Annotated in this window: 14 protein-coding genes, 1 tRNA gene and 1 pseudogene; 11 read left to right on the top strand and 5 right to left on the bottom strand. The window is 72.0% G+C overall.

What is annotated here, in order from left to right:
* Positions 1-42: 42 nt before the first annotated feature.
* Positions 43-576 (top strand): hypothetical protein, encoded by a 534-nt coding sequence (locus ACWFRJ_RS07475; protein WP_453527104.1) that lies wholly within the window; start codon positions 43-45, stop codon positions 574-576.
* A gap of 81 nt (positions 577-657) precedes the next feature.
* Here ACWFRJ_RS07475 and ACWFRJ_RS07470 read toward each other — a convergent pair whose 3' ends face one another.
* Positions 658-1,518, bottom strand: coding sequence for a spermidine synthase (locus ACWFRJ_RS07470; RefSeq protein ID WP_453525347.1), 861 nt, complete (start codon positions 1,516-1,518; stop codon positions 658-660).
* 77 nt (positions 1,519-1,595) lie between these two features.
* A complete protein-coding gene (locus ACWFRJ_RS07465) occupies positions 1,596-2,099 on the bottom strand; it encodes a hypothetical protein (RefSeq protein WP_453525346.1) in 504 nt (167 codons plus the stop codon).
* A gap of 267 nt (positions 2,100-2,366) precedes the next feature.
* Here ACWFRJ_RS07465 and ACWFRJ_RS07460 point away from each other — a divergent pair, with 267 nt between their 5' ends.
* Positions 2,367-3,812 (top strand): tetratricopeptide repeat protein, encoded by a 1,446-nt coding sequence (locus ACWFRJ_RS07460; protein WP_453525344.1) that lies wholly within the window; start codon positions 2,367-2,369, stop codon positions 3,810-3,812.
* 20 nt (positions 3,813-3,832) lie between these two features.
* Here the strand turns inward: ACWFRJ_RS07460 and ACWFRJ_RS07455 are convergent, their stop codons facing one another.
* Positions 3,833-4,429: a histidine phosphatase family protein gene (locus ACWFRJ_RS07455; protein ID WP_453525342.1), complete on the bottom strand. Its 597-nt coding sequence runs from the start codon at positions 4,427-4,429 to the stop codon at positions 3,833-3,835.
* A gap of 280 nt (positions 4,430-4,709) precedes the next feature.
* Between ACWFRJ_RS07455 and ACWFRJ_RS07450 the strand changes: the two genes are divergently transcribed.
* The 7 genes and pseudogenes from ACWFRJ_RS07450 to ACWFRJ_RS07420 all read left to right on the top strand — a co-directional run bounded on the left by ACWFRJ_RS07450 (position 4,710) and on the right by ACWFRJ_RS07420 (position 11,534).
* A complete protein-coding gene (locus ACWFRJ_RS07450; RefSeq protein WP_453527101.1) occupies positions 4,710-5,717 on the top strand; it encodes a phosphatase PAP2 family protein in 1,008 nt (335 codons plus the stop codon).
* Complete coding sequence (locus ACWFRJ_RS07445) at positions 5,668-6,792, top strand: hypothetical protein (RefSeq protein WP_453527098.1); 1,125 nt, start codon at positions 5,668-5,670, stop codon at positions 6,790-6,792. The genes ACWFRJ_RS07450 and ACWFRJ_RS07445 overlap by 50 nt, the downstream gene beginning before the upstream one ends.
* Positions 6,793-6,892: 100 nt before the next feature.
* Positions 6,893-8,479, top strand: a complete 1,587-nt coding sequence (locus ACWFRJ_RS07440; RefSeq protein WP_453525340.1) for a hypothetical protein — start codon at positions 6,893-6,895, stop codon at positions 8,477-8,479.
* Positions 8,476-9,870 carry an AAA domain-containing protein gene (locus tag ACWFRJ_RS07435; RefSeq protein ID WP_453525338.1) on the top strand — a complete coding sequence of 465 codons (1,395 nt, stop codon included), beginning with the start codon at positions 8,476-8,478 and terminating at the stop codon, positions 9,868-9,870. The genes ACWFRJ_RS07440 and ACWFRJ_RS07435 overlap by 4 nt, the downstream gene beginning before the upstream one ends.
* A gap of 110 nt (positions 9,871-9,980) precedes the next feature.
* Positions 9,981-10,346: a hypothetical protein gene (locus ACWFRJ_RS07430; RefSeq protein WP_453525336.1), complete on the top strand. Its 366-nt coding sequence runs from the start codon at positions 9,981-9,983 to the stop codon at positions 10,344-10,346.
* Positions 10,347-10,795: 449 nt separating this feature from the next.
* Positions 10,796-11,470, top strand: a pseudogene (locus tag ACWFRJ_RS07425) (bifunctional DNA primase/polymerase); the annotation flags it as partial.
* Positions 11,461-11,534: transfer RNA gene (locus tag ACWFRJ_RS07420), tRNA-Lys, on the top strand. The pseudogene ACWFRJ_RS07425 and the gene ACWFRJ_RS07420, both read left to right, overlap by 10 nt.
* A gap of 98 nt (positions 11,535-11,632) precedes the next feature.
* On the opposite strand, the gene ACWFRJ_RS07415 is transcribed toward ACWFRJ_RS07420, so the two are convergent.
* Positions 11,633-12,913: a M6 family metalloprotease domain-containing protein gene (locus ACWFRJ_RS07415; RefSeq protein WP_453525334.1), complete on the bottom strand. Its 1,281-nt coding sequence runs from the start codon at positions 12,911-12,913 to the stop codon at positions 11,633-11,635.
* Between the two features lie 188 nt (positions 12,914-13,101).
* Here ACWFRJ_RS07415 and ACWFRJ_RS07410 point away from each other — a divergent pair, with 188 nt between their 5' ends.
* Together ACWFRJ_RS07410 and ACWFRJ_RS07405 are read left to right on the top strand one after the other, a co-directional pair.
* Positions 13,102-13,230, top strand: coding sequence for a hypothetical protein (locus ACWFRJ_RS07410; RefSeq protein WP_453525332.1), 129 nt, complete (start codon positions 13,102-13,104; stop codon positions 13,228-13,230).
* 11 nt (positions 13,231-13,241) lie between these two features.
* Positions 13,242-15,056: a putative bifunctional diguanylate cyclase/phosphodiesterase gene (locus ACWFRJ_RS07405; protein WP_453525330.1), complete on the top strand. Its 1,815-nt coding sequence runs from the start codon at positions 13,242-13,244 to the stop codon at positions 15,054-15,056.
* A 29-nt stretch (positions 15,057-15,085) separates the two neighbouring features.
* Here the strand turns inward: ACWFRJ_RS07405 and ACWFRJ_RS07400 are convergent, their stop codons facing one another.
* Complete coding sequence (locus tag ACWFRJ_RS07400; protein WP_453525328.1) at positions 15,086-16,183, bottom strand: LLM class flavin-dependent oxidoreductase; 1,098 nt, start codon at positions 16,181-16,183, stop codon at positions 15,086-15,088.
* Positions 16,184-16,240: the final 57 nt, after the last annotated feature.

Below are 16,240 nucleotides of genomic sequence, written 5' to 3'. Positions count from 1 at the left end.
TCCCGGGACACCGGCGGCACCGGTGGTGCAGTATGGCTCGCGATGCGCAGAGGACTCGTACACGCAATAGCTTGGTCGCTGGCCACGGGAGCGGCGGTCACGCTCTCCTGGTGGGGCGTCCACACGGTCATGGCGGGCACCGCCTACGACCCGCCGCGCGCCGTCCCCCTGGCCGCCGGCGGCGACCGGGCCGAGCCGCTCTCCTCCTCCACGCACCGCCCGGATCCGACGCCGACCCCTTCCCCGTCGAAGTCGAAGCCGGGGACGAAGAATCCCTCGAATCCCCCCGAGGGCAAGCCTTCCAGGGCTGAGACGGGCAAGCCGAGCACCCCCTCCGCGCCCGCTTCCACACCCGGCAACGTGAAGAGCTACTCCTCCGACGGCGGCCGGGTCGTCTTCGACCTCGGCAAGGTCTCCGCGACGCTGGTCTCGGCGACCCCGGCGTCGGGCTGGTCGGTGCAGGTGTGGAAGCAGGACACCTGGATCCGGGTGGAGTTCACGTCGGGCGCCGAGAAGGTCTCGGTGTTCTGCACGTGGCACGACCACGCCCCGGCGGTAGAAATCAACGAGTACTGACCGGTTGGTTCAGCAGAAGACCCAGAGTTGAGAAAATTCGGCTGCCGGTCCCGTCGAAGCGTCCTCAGCAGAGCACCATTCTCAGCGGAACACCGACGGCGGCGGCGCCGGCGAAGCCACCGCGCTCGCGTCCGTGACCGCCGCCGCTCCCCCGCTGAAGTCGACGAGCGCCCTGCCGTGCTCGACCCGCGCCGGATGCGAGTCCCCCGCGCTGCGCCGGGTCAGCTCGGCGATCGGCAGCGGCCCGTCGGAGCCGACGAGCACCGCGTTGCCGAAGCGCTTGCCGCGAAGGACCGCCGGGTCGGCGATCAGCGCGAGCTCGGGGAAGAGCGTGGCGGCGGTGGCGAGCTGGCCGCGCAGATGTGCGAGCGGAGGGCCGTCGGCGAGGTTCGCGGCGTAGTACCCGCCGGGCTTCAGGACCCTGCGTACGTCACCGAGGAACTCGGCGCTGGTGAGGTGCGCGGGCGTACGGGCGCCGCTGAAGACGTCGGCGATGACGAGGTCCGCCCAACCGTCCGCGATCTTCGCCAGTCCTTCGCGGGCGTCGGTGCCACGCACGCGCACGCGTGCCTGCGGGTCCAACGGCAGCTCGCGGCGGACGAGTTGGATGAGCGCCGTGTCGCGCTCGATGACCTGCTGGGTGGAGCGGGGGCGGGTCGCGGCTATGTAGCGGGCGAGGGTGAAGGCGCCGCCGCCGAGGTGCAGGGCCTGGATCGGCTTACCGGGCGGCGCGACCAGGTCGGCGACATGGCCGAGCCTGCGCTGGTACTCGAAGTTGAGGTACGCCGGGTCGTCGAGGTCGACGTGGGACTGCGGGGCGCCGTCCACGAGCAGCGTCCACGCGCGCGGCCTGTCCCGGTCGGGCATCAGCTCGGCGAGCCCGCCGTCCACCTTCTCGACGACGGCTTGCGCCTCTTCCCGGGATCGCCTGTTCCTTGCCATCGAACCATTATCGGCGCACGCGGACGGCGCGGCCCGATGACCTTGCCCGATCACCTTGAAGCGCCCCCGTCGCGGGCTCAGCGGCAGTTGTCCGCGGCCTCGATCGTGCGGGCCGCCATGCCGAGCGCCGCACGCAGGACGGCCGGGTCGGTGACCGGATCGGTCTCGTCGGGGGGAAGGAGCCAGCCGGTCCCGGCGACCGGGGGCGGCGGGGGTACGGGCTCCGGCTCGGCGTGCAGGCGGGCGCCGCGGCCGAAGGTCTGCGTACACGCGCTGCCCGGCAGGTCCCAGGCGTCGGCGGTGCCTGGCGGCACCAGGAAGCCGAGGGTGTCGCACCCCCCGTCGTGCAGGACGGGTCCGACGGCGTCACCCGCGCCGCGGCGCAGGATGTCGACCGCTTCGAGGCCCTGGCGGGCCGGGACGGTGACGAGATCGCAGAAGTCCGTGGGTTCCGTCGGCTCCGTCGGCCCCGTGGTGCAGATGCCCTGCTGTGGTGGTGCGCTGCGGTCCTGGGTCGGCAGGTGCCGTGCCGTCGTCAGCGATGCCCGCGATTCGCCGTTCTCCACGCCGATCTCCAACAAGGGGACCCCTCCTCGCAAGGGCGGAAGCCACGTCGCTCCCTCTCCACATGGTTCAACGCGGGACGGCGTCAATAGCTACGGCGTAATGCCGCTGCAAAGGATGGCAGTTCATGGCAGATCAAGGGTGAGATATCCGGTTTGTAGCCAAACTCCGCATGCCGTCCCTATCAGAGCGGGTACGTTCTTGCTTCGCCGGAACAGGGGCAGCATCGCCGTATCCGCAGGATTCGGCGCACTCCGGCACGATCCGCACGAGAGGGTCAGGCCATGGCGTCGTCACCGATGGCATCCTCAACTCCGTCCCCACGGGCGAACGTTCGCTTCCGGCGGCTGCGCGGTCAGCGCTCGCCGAGCGAGTTCGCAGCCGTGATCCGCAGGGCAGCTCGCGACATCGGTGAGCGCGTCAGCTGCGACGCCCGTTACGTCGGACGCGTCGAGGCAGGGGAGATCCGCTGCCCCAACTACGCCTACGAGCGGGTCTTTCTGCACATGTTCCCCGGCCGGACGCTCACGGATCTGGGGTTCGCACCCCGGTCAACAGTGCGCGGGCGGGGGGCGCGCGCCGAGTCCAATGCGCCCGTGTCACACACCACGATCCATCTGTATGAGTCTTCTCCGTCCGGGCCTTCCGGCCCCGAAACGCACGAGTGCGACCCGTACGAGATCCAGAGCCATGAGGAGAGCGACGTGCGGCGTCGCGTATTCATGAGCGGCACGGCCACCGTGGCCGCCGCCTCTTTGGGGCCCTTCGGGCTCGCCGCCCAGAGTCCGGCCGAGGCCACCGCGGAGCGCGGCGGCCGGGTGGGCGAGGCCGAGGTGAGCGCGGTCGAGGCCGCCGTACGCAAGATCCGGCTGCTCGACGACCGGCACGGCGCCGACGGCCTCTACCGCCGCGCCTCCGCCCCGCTGCGGACCGCGTACGCCCTGCTCGACGCGGGCACCACCCGCCAGTCGACGGCGGACCGGCTGCACGCGGGCGCCGGTGAACTGGCGATCTCCGTGGGCTGGCTGGCGCACGACTCGGGCCGGTTCGACGACGCGCGCTCGCACTACGCGGAGGCTCTCGCGACGGCCCGGATGGCCGCCGATCCGGCTCTGGAAGCACACGCCTTCTGTAATACGGCCTTCCTGGCGCGCGACGCCGGACGGCCCCGCGAGGCGGTGCGGGCGTCGCAGGCCGCGGCGCGCGCCGCCCGCCACCTCGCGTCGTCGCGGCTGCTCTCGCTCCTCGCGATGCGCGAGGCAGGAGGCTGGGCGGGGCTCGGCGACCGGCTGGGCTGCGAGCAGTCGCTGACCCGCGCGCACATCCTCTTCGACCGCGGCACTTCGGAAACCGACCCGGAGTGGATGAGCTTCTACGGTCCCGCCGAGCTGGAGGGCCTGGAGGCGCAGTGCTGGTCGGCGCTCGGCGAGTGGGACCGGGCGTCCCTGCACGCACGGCGCGCGGTGAGCGTGGCATCGGCGCAGACCCCGCAGTTCACCCGGAACATCGCCCTCTACACCGCCGAGCTCGCCGACGACCTGGCCCGCGCGGGCCGCCCGGACGAGGCGGCGACGGCGGGGCTGCGGGTGCTCGGTCTCCTCGACGAGGTGCAGTCGTCACGCATCCAGTCGATGCTCGCCACGACGGCCCGGGTGCTGCTTCCGCACCGGCGGGCCTCGGGGGTGTGCGGCTTCCTGGAGCGGCATGCTTCATTGCCGCGGGTCGTATAGACAGGCAGTTAGTACTGCTACTACTGCGACAGGTGCCCCGTGTCGTTCCACGACTCGACGGCCGGTTCGCCGTAGGCCCAGCCGAGGGTGGAGATCGAGGTCGGGTTGAGGCGGATGCGGGCGGCGAATTCGATGCCGAGGCCCAGCCAGCGTGCGCCGATGGACCGCAGGATGTGCCCGTGCGCGAAGACCAGGACATCGCGGTCCGCGCCGCGCGCCCAGTCCACCACCTCGTCCGCGCGGGCGGTGACCTGTTCCAGGGTCTCGCCACCGGGGACGCCGTCGCGCCAGATGAACCAGCCGGGGCGCACGTCCTGGATCTCGGCCGGCGTCATTCCCTCGTAGGAGCCGTAGTCCCACTCCATGAGCGTGTCCCAGACGGTGGCGCGGTCCCCGAAGCCCGCGATCTCGCAGGTCTCCCGCGCGCGGGAGAGGGGGCTCGTGCGCACCTCGACGTCCGGGAGGCCGTCGAAGGGGGCTTGGCGCAGGCGATCACCCAGGAGTTTCGCGCCGTCGCGGCCCTCTTCGAGGAGCGGGATGTCCGTCCTGCCGGTGTGCTTTCCGGACAGCGACCACTCGGTCTGTCCGTGCCGGGCCAGCAGGATGCGCGGTGCCATGTCGAGCCTTTCCGAGCCGACAGCCATCGGTGGAGACCATCAGCTGTCATAGAGCGATTTCCGCGGACAGACAGCTGTCCGTACCCTCCATCATCACTCACGCGCGATGTCGCGATCATCCGCGCCCACCACGCGATCTTCCGTGCCCACAAGGAGCAACCCGCTCGTCGATCTCAGCGTCTAAGACCACCGGGGACCGCCTCAGGGCGCTGTCGCCCACGCCGTAAGGTGAGGCGGCGGCGAACACCGCATGACCAAGAACGGATGGGGGAACGACCGGATGCCGCAGAGGGACACACCGGGCACCGGGGGCACCGGTGGGCTTCGGCTTCGTTGGTGGACGGAGCTGCCGCTGATTCTGGTGGTGTATGCCCTCTACTCGGCCGGACGGCTACTGGCGCGCGGCGACGTGTCCACCGCCGTCGACCATGGCGTGGGCATCCTCCGCGTGGAGAAGTTCCTGCGCCTCAACGCCGAGAGCCCCCTGAACCGTCTCTTCACCGAGCATGCCTGGATAGGCGTCCCCGCCGACTTCTGGTACGCGTCGCTGCACTATGTGGTGACGCCCCTGATCCTCGTCTGGGTCTTCCGCAGCCACGCGGTCCAGTTCCGTGCCGCACGCGCGTGGCTGATGACCTCAACCCTGATCGGCCTGGTCGGCTTCACGCTCCTGCCGACCTGCCCGCCCCGCCTGCTGAGCGCGGGCCACGGCTTCGTCGACACCATGGCGCAGTACAGCGACTACGGCTGGTGGGGCGGCGAGGCGAGTGCGCCGCGCGGGCTCGGCGGCATGACCAACCAGTACGCGGCGATGCCGAGTCTGCACGTGGGCTGGGCGCTGTGGTGCGGTGTGATGCTGTGGCGCCACGGGCGTTCGCCGCTGGCCAAGGTCGCGGCGGTGGGCTATCCGCTGATCACCACGATCGTCGTGATGGGCACCGCGAACCACTACTTCCTCGACGCGGTCGCGGGCGCCGTGGTGATGGGCGTCGGCCTGCTTCTCGTACGGCCCGTGCTGCGGCTCGCGGACCGGGTGAAGGCCAGGGTGCGGCTGCCGCTGGCGGTCGCGCGTCCGTCGTCGGGGGTGGTGGCCGGATCGAACGCGGCGTCCGTCGCGGGCTCGTCTTCGGCCTCGTCCGCCCCAGAGTCCTCAATTGTCAGTGCCGAGTGCCAGACTTCGACAGGTGAGCGAATTCCCCGGCCGCGTCAGCGGCCCGCCGAGCCACACGCCGAGTCGAGTGCCCGATCCGCCGACGCGGGGGACAGCGCTGCGACAGCGTCTCGCTGAGCTGCGCGGTCCTGACGTCCCCGCTCAGCCGCTCGACGCACGCGCCCTCGCGGCTCTCGCCGCGAATCCGGGGTGCAACAGGCGCGCGCTGCTCGACGGCGCGGGCGTGGACAAGGCGACCCTCGCGCAGTCGCTCGGCTCCCCCGCTCCCTTCGGGCAGTCGCAGTTCGCGTTCATGCGGGGCAATGCCTTCGAGGCGAAGGTCAAGGCGGACGGCGGCGCGGAGCTGCTGCGCCTGGTGCACGGCAGGCTCGGGGGCGGTCCAGAGCCGGTGCCGGGCGAATCGTCCGTCCCGGACCTGGCCGCGGTGGGCCCCGAAGGCCGCGCGGCCCGCACCTCGCTCGCGCTGCGCGAGGCGACCTCGACGGAGGGCTGGACCCTCCTTGACCACCCCATGCTGGCCCTGGACGTCGCCGGAACACCCGCCTTCCTCGAACCGGACGCGGTGGTGATCCACCCCGACGGCACCTGGACGGTCGTCGAGATCAAGTCCTTCCCGATGATCGACGGCTCGGCGGACGCGGCGAAGGTGGGCGCGGCGGCGCGCCAGTCCGCGGTGTACGCACTGGCGCTCGAGCGGGTGGCGGCCCGCATGGAGCCCGCGCCCCAGGTCCGGCACCACGTGCTCCTGGTCTGCCCCAAGGACTTCTCGAACCTCCCGACGGCGTCGGCGATCGACGTGCGCAAACAAATCTCGGTGACCAGGCGCCAGTTGGCGCGCCTGACCCGCATCGAGGACATCGCGGCGGCGCTCCCTGAGGGCACCACCTTCGACGTGACCCGCCCCGCGGCCGACCTGACGGCAGCGGTCGAATCGGTCCCCGCGACCTACGCCCCCGAGTGCCTGGCCGCCTGCGAACTGGCCTTCCACTGCCGCGAACGCTCCCGCGAACAGGACGCGGTGACGGCCCTGGGCCGCGCGCTGCGGGGCGAACTGGGCGGCCTGACGACGGTGACGGGGGTCCTCTCCGCGGCGAACGGCACATCGGGCGACGCGGCTGACCCGACGGTGGCGGCGCTGCGGAGGGCTGCGGCGCTGCGGGAAGAGGCGTTGGCCGGCGGGGGCACTTCGTGAACGGCTGGTGCCGGGTGAACCGGTGGGCGGGTGGGGAAATCCCGCCGCGAAGCGGCGGGGCAACCACGTACGGCCCGCAGACGATGGAGGCCCCCCGACCGTGTCACTGATCGACAACCTGGCCCGCCTGGAAGCGGTGAGCACCGGCCGTGCTCAGCCGAGAGCGACGGCACGGCACCGGCACCTCTCCCAGCGCCCCCTCGTCCTCGTCCCCCTCATCACCGCCGGCGAGGCGGGCGCCCCGCTCGGTGCGCTCGTCGGGACCGAGCGGACATCGCCCCGCGTGCTCCTCGTCCCCCAGCCGCGCGACCGCGACCTCCGCTTCACCTTCCTCGCCCAACTCGCGGACACCGTCCTGGAGTACGTCGACACCTTCGCGGACGACGTCGAAGCGGCGGAACGCAGCGAGAAGGACCCGGAGACCGGCAAGCGCGTCAAGGTGGAGGTCGAACTCTGCGCGGACGCACCGCAGCTGATCGTCCCGAGCCGCGCCGGCATCGACTTCGTACGGCTCATCGGCCGTTCCACCCGCTTTCGCCGCACCGCCGAGCAGGACCCGGAGACCCCGTATCCCGCCCCGCCCCGCGCCCCTCTGCTCGGCCGCTGGCTGACCCACTTCGGAGAGCGGGCCCGCGTCCCCGGCTCCTCCCTCCTCGTCGCCATGACCGAACTGCTCTCCCGGCACTGGGCCACCGGCCAGTCGAGCATCGAGGACCAGCACCTGGGCGCCCTGCTCGCCTGGATCGAGGCCCCGGAAGGCACCTCCGGGGCCGACGCCGCACTCCGCGCCGAGCTGGCGCGGGACAAGGACGGCCAGCTGCTCTGCCCGCCCGCGGGCCCCGCCACCGACCCGGCGTTCGACAACCGCCTCCTCGCCCCGGCCATCGAGCGCTACGACCGCGCGCGCGGCACCCTCGCCGCAGCCGAGGACGGCATCGAGGCGGACACCCGCCTCGCCGAACTGGCCGCGGCCGAGCGGGAGATCCGCTCCCTGATCGAGAGCAGGACCCGCCCCACCTGGGACGCGGTGTGGCGGGGCCTCGACGCGCTCTGCACGCTCCCCGAGGCCCCGCACGCCGCCGACCGCTGGACCCGCGACCGCTGGTCGTTCACCGGCCACCGGGACCGCGTGACGGCCGGCGAACCCCCGCAGCCCCGCATCGACGACGCGGTGACGGCGGCGAACAAGCTCGCCGCGCGCGAGCGCGAGCAGTCCAGGCTCGATGCCCAGGAAGCACTCGACGACCCCCTGGTGATGGCGGGCCGCCGGCTCGCGGGCGAGGCGTTCGCGGGCGAGGTGACCGAGGTGGTCATGGCGTACAGCGAGAGCAAGAGTCCAAGGCCGCGCCCCCTGGTCACGGTCCGCACGGACGACCACCCGCACCTGGCCGAGCGCGCGAAAGTGTACCGCTCGCTGCTGGGCAAACCGCAGACGGCCGAGTTCGTCGCCCACGAAGGTGCGGGCACTGTCATCCTCCGCGTCACCGACAAGATGGGCCGCGGCAAGGAGCCCGAGCCAGGATCCGTGCCGGAGAAGGGCGACCGGATCTGCTGGACGCTCTTCGAGCACGAGCAGCGCGGCGGCCCCAAGCTCCCCGAACCCGACGAGACTCCCTGGACCCACGGCGGCCCGCCGGGCGAAGCCGCCGAGCGCCCCGACCCCGTGACGCCGGAGGACACCCTGTGAGTCCCACCGCCCCCTTCGACAGCGCCTCCTTCAACAGTGCCTCCGCCGACCGCGCCTCCTTCGACCCCGGCGCGGCGGCCACCCGCGCCACGGACGCGATCCTGCACGACACGCTGCACGGCACGCACCGCGGTGTCGTCGTCGACTCGCCGCCCGGCGCGGGCAAGTCGACCCTCGTCGTCAGGGCGGCCCGCGAACTGGCGGCGGCCGGACGCCCGTTGATGGTGATCGCGCAGACGAACGCCCAGGTCGACGACCTGGTCCTGCGGCTCGCCGAGAAGGACCCCGAGCTGCCGGTCGGCCGTCTGCACAGCAGCGACCCGGACGCGTACGACAAGGCCCTGGACGATCTGCCCTTCGTCCGTACGTCCACGAAGGTCGGCGACCTCGCCGGACTCGACGTCGTCGTGTCGACCGCCGCGAAGTGGGCGCACGTCGAGGTCGCCAAGCTCGACGCGCCCTGGGGGCACGCCATCGTCGACGAGGCGTATCAAATGCGCTCGGACGCGCTGCTCGCCGTCGCCGGGCTCTTCGAGCGGGCCCTGTTCGTGGGCGATCCCGGCCAGCTCGACCCGTTCTCGATCGTGGGCGCCGAACAGTGGGCGGGCCTGGCGTACGACCCTTCGGCCAGCGCCGTGACGACGCTGCTCGCGCACAACCCCGAACTGCCCCAGCACCGCCTGCCGGTGTCCTGGCGGCTCCCCGCGTCGGCGGCCCCGCTGGTCTCCGCCGCGTTCTATCCGTACACCCCCTTCCGCAGCGGCACGGACCACGGCGACAGGACGCTCGGCTTCGGCGTTCCGTCGGACGGTTCGGGTCCTGACCGGGTGATCGACGAGGCGGCGGAGTCGGGCTGGGGCCTGCTCGAACTGCCCGCGCGGAACACACCGCGGACCGACCCCGAGGCCGTGCGCGCGGTGGCCCAGGTCGTCCGGCGTCTCCTGGACCGTGGCGGCGCCGCCACGTCGGAGCGCGACCCGGACCCCACTCCCCTGACGGCCGACCGCATCGCCGTCGGCACCGCCCACCGCGACCAGGCGGCGGCGGTGCGCGCGTCCCTCGCGGCGCTGGGCGTCACGGACGTCACGGTGGACACCGCCAACCGGCTCCAGGGCCGCGAGTTCGATGTGACGGTGGTCCTTCACCCGCTCTCGGGGCGCCCGGACGCCACCGCGTTCCATCTGGAGACGGGCCGCCTCTGTGTCCTCGCGTCCCGCCACCGGCACGCCTGCATCGTGGTCTGCCGCGCGGGCGTCAGCGAACTGCTCGACGACCACCCTTCGACGGAACCGGTCCAGCTGGGCGTGACGGTGAAGTTCCCGGACGGCTGGGAAGCAATGATGTCGACGTGGGCGCAGTGGTCCGAACACCGCGTGGCCTGGCGGCCTTAGGCCCGCAGCACCCACAGCCCCCGCAGCCCTGGGCACAGGGCCCCCTTGCGCAGCAGGGGAGAATGGAAGACGGCCCCCCACGGCCGAGAACCGTACGAGGAGGAAGAACCATGGCGGAGCCCGACCGGTCCCGGACCGAGCAGCGCATGCGCCCCGCGCCCCTGCTCTTCGAGCCCGCGGAAGCCGTCGCCGACCCGGAGCACTTCTTCGACCTGGAGTCGATGGAGGACCCGCAGGAGCTGCTGTCCCGGGCCACAGAGCTGACCCACGCCTTCCGGGCCGCGACGGACCGGGCGGTCGAGTTCCAGGCGATCGCGGCCGCGCAGCTCGCCGACCCCCGACGCTTCGACCGCCTCACGCCCGCCGTGATCGCCGAGCGCGCGCAGTGGACCGAGGACTACGCGAAGAAGATGGTCGAGTTCGGCCGGGATCTGCTGCGCGGTGCCGGTGCGGGCGGCGGCGGCCCGGAGGCCTGAGGGCCTGCCGGGGTGGGAGGCTTGAGGAGCTGCCGGGGTGGGAGGCTTGAGGAGCTGCCGGGGCCGGAGGCCTGAGGGTCCGCCGGGGCGGGAGGCCTGAGGACCCGACAAGGCGGGAGGCCTGAGGGACGCGAGGACTGGGAGTGCGAGGGCCCTGCGAAACACCCGCCAGGGGCCCTTCGCGAGAAACCCGGCCAAGCCCCGCGCGGACTCTCGCGGCCCCCTCGCAGAGACCACCGCAAGCCTTACCGCGGACCTCTCACAGAGACCCTCGCAGCCTTATCGCGGACCCTCGCAGAAGACCCCCGTAACCACACCTCGACCCCCCGCAGAGACCTCCGCAGGCCTCCCTACAGCCCCCTCGCGCGCCCCCAAAAGATCACGGGGCATATGCCGCGGAGGGCAAGGTACTCCTCCCCACATCCTGGTGTCCTGGTTTCTGGCAACTCTCAGAATCGGAACGTCGGCCCCCGGTAGATCTATTCGCCATGAGCAGTACACGTCTCCACCCCGGCCCTGCCCCCGCCGGCGTCCAGAACAGCTCCGACGTCACCACCGAGGGAGCCGCCTGGCTCGCCTCCGCGGAAACGTATCCGCGCAGCGCCCTCATCCACTGGCGCAGCCGGCCCACCGCCCCCGCCGTCCTCCCCTGCGGCTCCGTCTTCGACGTGGTGAGCGTCCCGGCGGTCTTCGGCCGCCGGATGCTCGACTGCCTGTGGGAGGAAGGCCCAGGATCCGGCCCCGTCGCGGCGCACCGCGGCCGCATGCTCCTCTTCGCCGCCCCCGGCACCGCCCAGCGGCTGCCCTCGCTCCTGGAGTGGGAGGAGTGGGGCCGCGCCGTGCCCGGCGTCCTCTGCCACGGCACGGGGGACGCGGTGACGGTGCCGCCGATCGCCGTGGACGACGACCGGGAGACACTGCTGCCAGGCCGCCTCGAAGGGCACCTCGAATCGCGCTGGCTGGTGGCCCCCGACGCCCGGCATCCCTGGCTTCCGGGACCCGAGGTGGCGCTCTGGGCCTGTGTCCGCGCGGCCCGTGCGGCGGCCGGTTCAGCGGTCCGGATTTCGATTTTTCCTGGCGGCGATCAGGGTGCTAAGGTCTACGACGTCAGCAGGCGCCGTTAGCTCAGTTGGTTAGAGCAGCTGACTCTTAATCAGCGGGTCCGGGGTTCGAGTCCCTGACGGCGCACAGACAGAATGAAGCCCCTCGCGCAAGCGGGGGGCTTCTTTCATGCCCAGAACCGGAACCGGAACCGGCACCGGCGGCGGCACCGGAGAAAGCCCGGCTCAGTCCGCCGACACCTTCACCGTCCACGCCCCCGTGGCCGTCCGGCCCTCGACCTCGATGCGTACGTCGTCGCCCGGCACCGTGAAGCTCTCCCCCGCACCCACCGGCGCGTCCGCGAGCGGCGGATACACCGAGTCGCCCCAGCACGCGTCCGAGCCCGGGTGGGCGTCGACGACCTCGACAGGTCCGCCCCCGGAGGGCGCCTCGTTGCGTACGCGGTAGGCGAGCACCCCCTCCCTGCACGTCGCCCGGTCGTTGCCCACCGCGCCGCGCGCCTCGATGGCGATCGCACTGTCGAGGCCGGTGCGGACGACCGCCAGCCTGGTGCCGCCGACGCCCCCGCGCGCGGGCCGTGCCGCGAGCGGCTCCAGGGTCAGCCGCCGCGCCCCGCCCTCCACACACACGACCTGCCGCTGGTCCAGCCAGCCGAGCTTCCACTTGTGCCAGCCGAAGAGGTCGGGCGCGAGCCCGAACTGGCTGCCCATGACGTCCCAGTCGCCGACGTGCGTGTCCCAGTCGCCCTTGCCGTCGGTCGGCCGGTGGTAGAGGTCGGGCAGGTCGAAGACGTGGCCGGTCTCGTGGGCGAGGACGTTGCGGTCCGGCGGATGCCGCTCGAAGACCGTGACGATGCGCCTGATGTCCACTCCGTCGGCACGCATCGGCCGATCGAAGTTGACGACCTTCGTAGCGTCGGAGTCGACACCGGGCGCGTCCGGGTCGGCGACGAAGTAGACGACGTCGTACCGCGAGAAGTCGACGTGCGGATCGGCCGCGGCCACCGCGTCCCGCAGATAGGCGCTGCGCCGGGCCGGGTTCCAGTCGCGCTGTATGGCGTACGAGGTGGAGTAGTCCGGCATCTCGACCCACTGGCGCTGGGGGTGCGGGCGCAGCGTGAACTTGCCGTAGGAGGCGCGGTCGAAGAACTGGCTGGTGGCGGGGAAGTAGTCGCCCGCCAGGTCCTCGGGGGTGCTCCGGGGCGGGGAGTCGGGGAAGGAGAGGAAGACCATCGCCGCGTCCAGGGTCCGGTTCGGGCGCGTATAGGCGGTGTTCCAGGTGTCCAGGCCCTCCGAGTGATGCGCCGCTGTGCGCTGGAGTGCGCAGGGCACCGCCGAGGTCTGGGCGATGGCGGGGCCCGCGACGAGCCCCGTGGCGGCGAGCGCGGTCAAGGACGTGAGGGCGGCGGCCGTGCTGTGCAGCCGGGATCTCTCCCCTCCACGGGTGAGTCCCCAGCGGGGTAGCTGACGCGGCACGTCCACCTCCGGGCAGGGATTACGGGGCATCCCACCCATTTTGTGACGCTTTATTTACATATGCCCTGTTTATCTGACCCGATCGGGTGGTCGACGACCCGCCGGGTGTTCACCGAACGTCACAAGTGGTCGCCGAGCAGATTGAGGCGCAAGGGAAGCGGTACCGGGGTGAGCAGAAACGATCTGCCACCGGTCGGGGCGCCAAACTCACGCCGGGCATGCGCCTGTCCTATGCCGACCGCGACCGCCACGCGGTACCGCGCTGCGGCTGGAAGCGCCGTCGGGCCAGCCCCTATGATCGGCACACCTTCCTGCGCGGGCCCGGCCTCGCCGAACAACTGCACTGAGGGGGCAAGTGGTGAACGGAACGTCTGAAGGCCAAGCGCCCACAGCTGTCACAGCGGTCACAGCACCCGAACTCGCCGAGGCGCCCACTACGGAGCGTCGCCATCCGGGGCAGCAACCCGATCACCGAGCCGCGTTCGCTGCCGCCCCTCTCGCCCTCGGCGTCGTGGACGGCGACGGCCTCGTCATCGACGCCAACGACGCGCTCGCCGAACTGCTCGGAGCGGCCCCGGACGATCTCGCGGGGCGCCTCGCAGCCGATCTGGTGGACCTGGCGTCGGACACCCGCGTCTGGCACGCGTACCGCGAGGTGCTGCGCGGGCGCCAGGCGAAGCTGCGCTGCACCCGGCGTCTGAAACATCCCGACGGGCACTCGCTGTGGGTCCAGATCACCGTCTCGCCGATGCCCGGCGGTCGTACGGTGCTGCTCGCCGCCACCGACATCAGCGCGCGCCGCGAGCTCCAGGACCGGCTGAGGCATCTGCAGATGCACGACCCGGTGACCCGGCTGGCCAACCGCAGCCTGTTCTTCGAACGCCTTGCCGTCGCCCTCGAAGCGGGTGCGTACGACGACACGGGAACCGGCCGTATCGGCCTCTGCTATCTGGACCTCGACGGGTTCAAGGCGGTCAACGACACTCTCGGCCACCGGGTCGGCGACCGGCTGCTCGCGGCAGTCGCGGAGCGGCTCACGCGCTGCGCCGACGAGGCCGCCCACGGCCGAGCGACGGCGCCCCTGGTGGCGCGGCTCGGCGGCGACGAGTTCGCGCTGCTCGTGGAGGACTCGACGGGCACGGACCAGCTGGCCGACCTCGCCGACGCGGCGCTCAAGGCACTGCAGGAGCCCTTCGACCTGTCGGGCCAGCGGCTCTCCGTCTCGGCGTCGATCGGCGTCGTGGAGCGGCGCGCCGCCGGGACCACGACGACGTGTCTGATGCAGGCCGCCGACACGACGCTCTACTGGGCGAAGTCGGACGGCAAGGCCCGCTGGACGCTCTTCGACCCCGAGCGCAACGCCCACCGCATGACACGCCAGACGCTGTCGAGTTCACTGCGTCCGGCCGTCGACCGGGGTGAATTCGTCCTCGACTACCAGCCGTTGGTGCGTCTGGAGGACGGCGGGGTGCGCGGGGTCGAGGCGCTGGTGCGGTGGCAGCATCCGCAGTTCGGGCTTCTCACGCCGAATCGGTTCATCGGCCTTGCCGAGGAGGACGGTTCGATCGTGCAGCTGGGCCGCTGGGTCCTTCGCACGGCGTGCCGCCAGGCCCGGCAGTGGCAGCTGGACCACCCGGAGCGGCCGCCGGTCTTCATGAGCGTCAACGTCGCGGTGCGGCAGGTGTGGGACTCGGACCTGGTCACCGATGTCGCGGAGATCCTCGCCGAGACGGGCCTCGCCCCGGAGCTGCTCCAGCTCGAGCTCACCGAGTCGGCGGTGATGGGCTCGGCGGGCCGCCCGCTGCAAGCCCTTCAGTCGCTCAGCGACATGGGGGTGCGGATCGCCATCGACGACTTCGGCACGGGGTACTCGAACCTCGCGTACCTGAGCAGGCTTCCGGTGTCCGTCCTGAAGCTGGACGGCTCGTTCGTACGCGGGTTCCAGTACGACGCGGAGGCGGGCGAGGCGCACATCAACCCCGCCGACGAGGTCATCGTCGAGGCGTTGGTGCAACTCGCGCACCGGCTCGGGCTCACGGTCACCGCGGAGTGCGTGGAGACCACGTCACAGGCGGCGCGGTTGCGGCGGATCGGGTGCGACACCGGGCAGGGGTGGCTGTACTCCCGCCCGGTGGCGCCGGATCGTATCTCCGCGCTGCTCGCCGCCGGTTGAGGATTGCGAGTGAGAGCTGGGCGTGACGGCTACGCGCCCGGCAGGCCGTACGCGTCCGCGATCAACTCGTACGAACGCAGCCGCACTTCGCCGCTGTGCGCGTTGGCCGTGATCATCAGCTCGTCGGCGCCCGTGCGCTTGGCGAGGTCGTCGAGGCCGGTGCGGACCTGGTCGGCGGTGCCGTAGATGACGTTGGAGTTCCAGCTGTTGACGAACTCCCGCTCCATCTCGCTGAATTCGTACGCCTCCGCCTCCTCAGGAGTCGGGACGAGCCCCGGCTTCCCGGTCCTGAGGCGGACCATGTTCAGGGCCGCGGCGAGCACCTGGCGCCGGGCCTCGCCCTCCTCGTCGGTCGCGAGCGCCGATACGCCGATGAGGGCGTACGGCTCGTCGAGGACCGCGGACGGCTTGAACGACTCCCGGTAGAGGTCGAGCGCCGGGATCGTGTTCTGCGCGGAGAAGTGGTGCGCGAAGGCGAAGGGCAGTCCGAGGACTCCGGCAAGGCGGGCGCTGAAACCGGACGAGCCCAGCAGCCACAGGGGCGGGCGGTGCGATGACTGGACGCCGCCGGGCGAGGTGGCCTGGACGGGACCGGGGACGGCGTGGATACGGCCGTACGGGTGACCGTCGGGGAAATCGTCGTCCAGGAAGCGGGTCAGCTCGGCGAGCTGCTGCGGGAAGTCGTCGGCGCCTTCGTTCAGGCGGTCCGTCCTGCGCAGGGCGGCGGCGGTCGCGCCGTCCGTGCCCGGGGCGCGGCCAAGGCCCAGGTCGACGCGGCCCGGGGCCATCGCCTCCAGGGTGCCGAACTGCTCCGCGATGACGAGGGGGGCGTGGTTGGGCAGCATGACGCCGCCCGAGCCCAGGCGGATGCGGTCCGTGTGGGCGGCCAGGTGGGCGAGGATGACCGCCGGGGACGAGGAGGCCACGCCCGGCATGGAGTGGTGCTCGGCCACCCAGTAGCGGTGGTAGCCGCGGCCCTCGGCCAGCTTGGCGATCTCCACGCTCTTGCGCAGGGCGTCGGTGGCTGTCCGGCCCGCTCCCACGGTCACCAGGTCCAGTACGGAGAGCGGGACCGGCGCGGTGCCGTGCCGGTCGCCGCGGATGTCGTCGCTCGGGTCCACTGTCACGGGGGCCTGCCTCCTGCTGCGCGTACTTTTGCGGGTCTTCTTGCTCCGCAGGGGGCA

The sequence above is a fragment of the Streptomyces sp. NPDC055239 genome (genome assembly GCF_053606205.1).
Note: the sequence above shows the minus strand (reverse complement) of the source record. Positions and strands in the feature narration are given on the sequence as shown.

Coding starts and splice junctions, on each gene's coding strand:
- ACWFRJ_RS07475 (WP_453527104.1), top strand. CDS start 43: ATGCGCAGAGGACTCGTACACGCAATAGCTTGGTCGCTGGCCACGGGA.
- ACWFRJ_RS07470 (WP_453525347.1), bottom strand. CDS start 1,518: ATGGCAAGGAACAGGCGATCCCGGGAAGAGGCGCAAGCCGTCGTCGAG.
- ACWFRJ_RS07460 (WP_453525344.1), top strand. CDS start 2,367: ATGGCGTCGTCACCGATGGCATCCTCAACTCCGTCCCCACGGGCGAAC.
- ACWFRJ_RS07455 (WP_453525342.1), bottom strand. CDS start 4,429: ATGGCACCGCGCATCCTGCTGGCCCGGCACGGACAGACCGAGTGGTCG.
- ACWFRJ_RS07450 (WP_453527101.1), top strand. CDS start 4,710: ATGCCGCAGAGGGACACACCGGGCACCGGGGGCACCGGTGGGCTTCGG.
- ACWFRJ_RS07430 (WP_453525336.1), top strand. CDS start 9,981: ATGGCGGAGCCCGACCGGTCCCGGACCGAGCAGCGCATGCGCCCCGCG.
- ACWFRJ_RS07415 (WP_453525334.1), bottom strand. CDS start 12,913: ATGCCCCGTAATCCCTGCCCGGAGGTGGACGTGCCGCGTCAGCTACCC.
- ACWFRJ_RS07410 (WP_453525332.1), top strand. CDS start 13,102: ATGCGCCTGTCCTATGCCGACCGCGACCGCCACGCGGTACCGCGCTGC.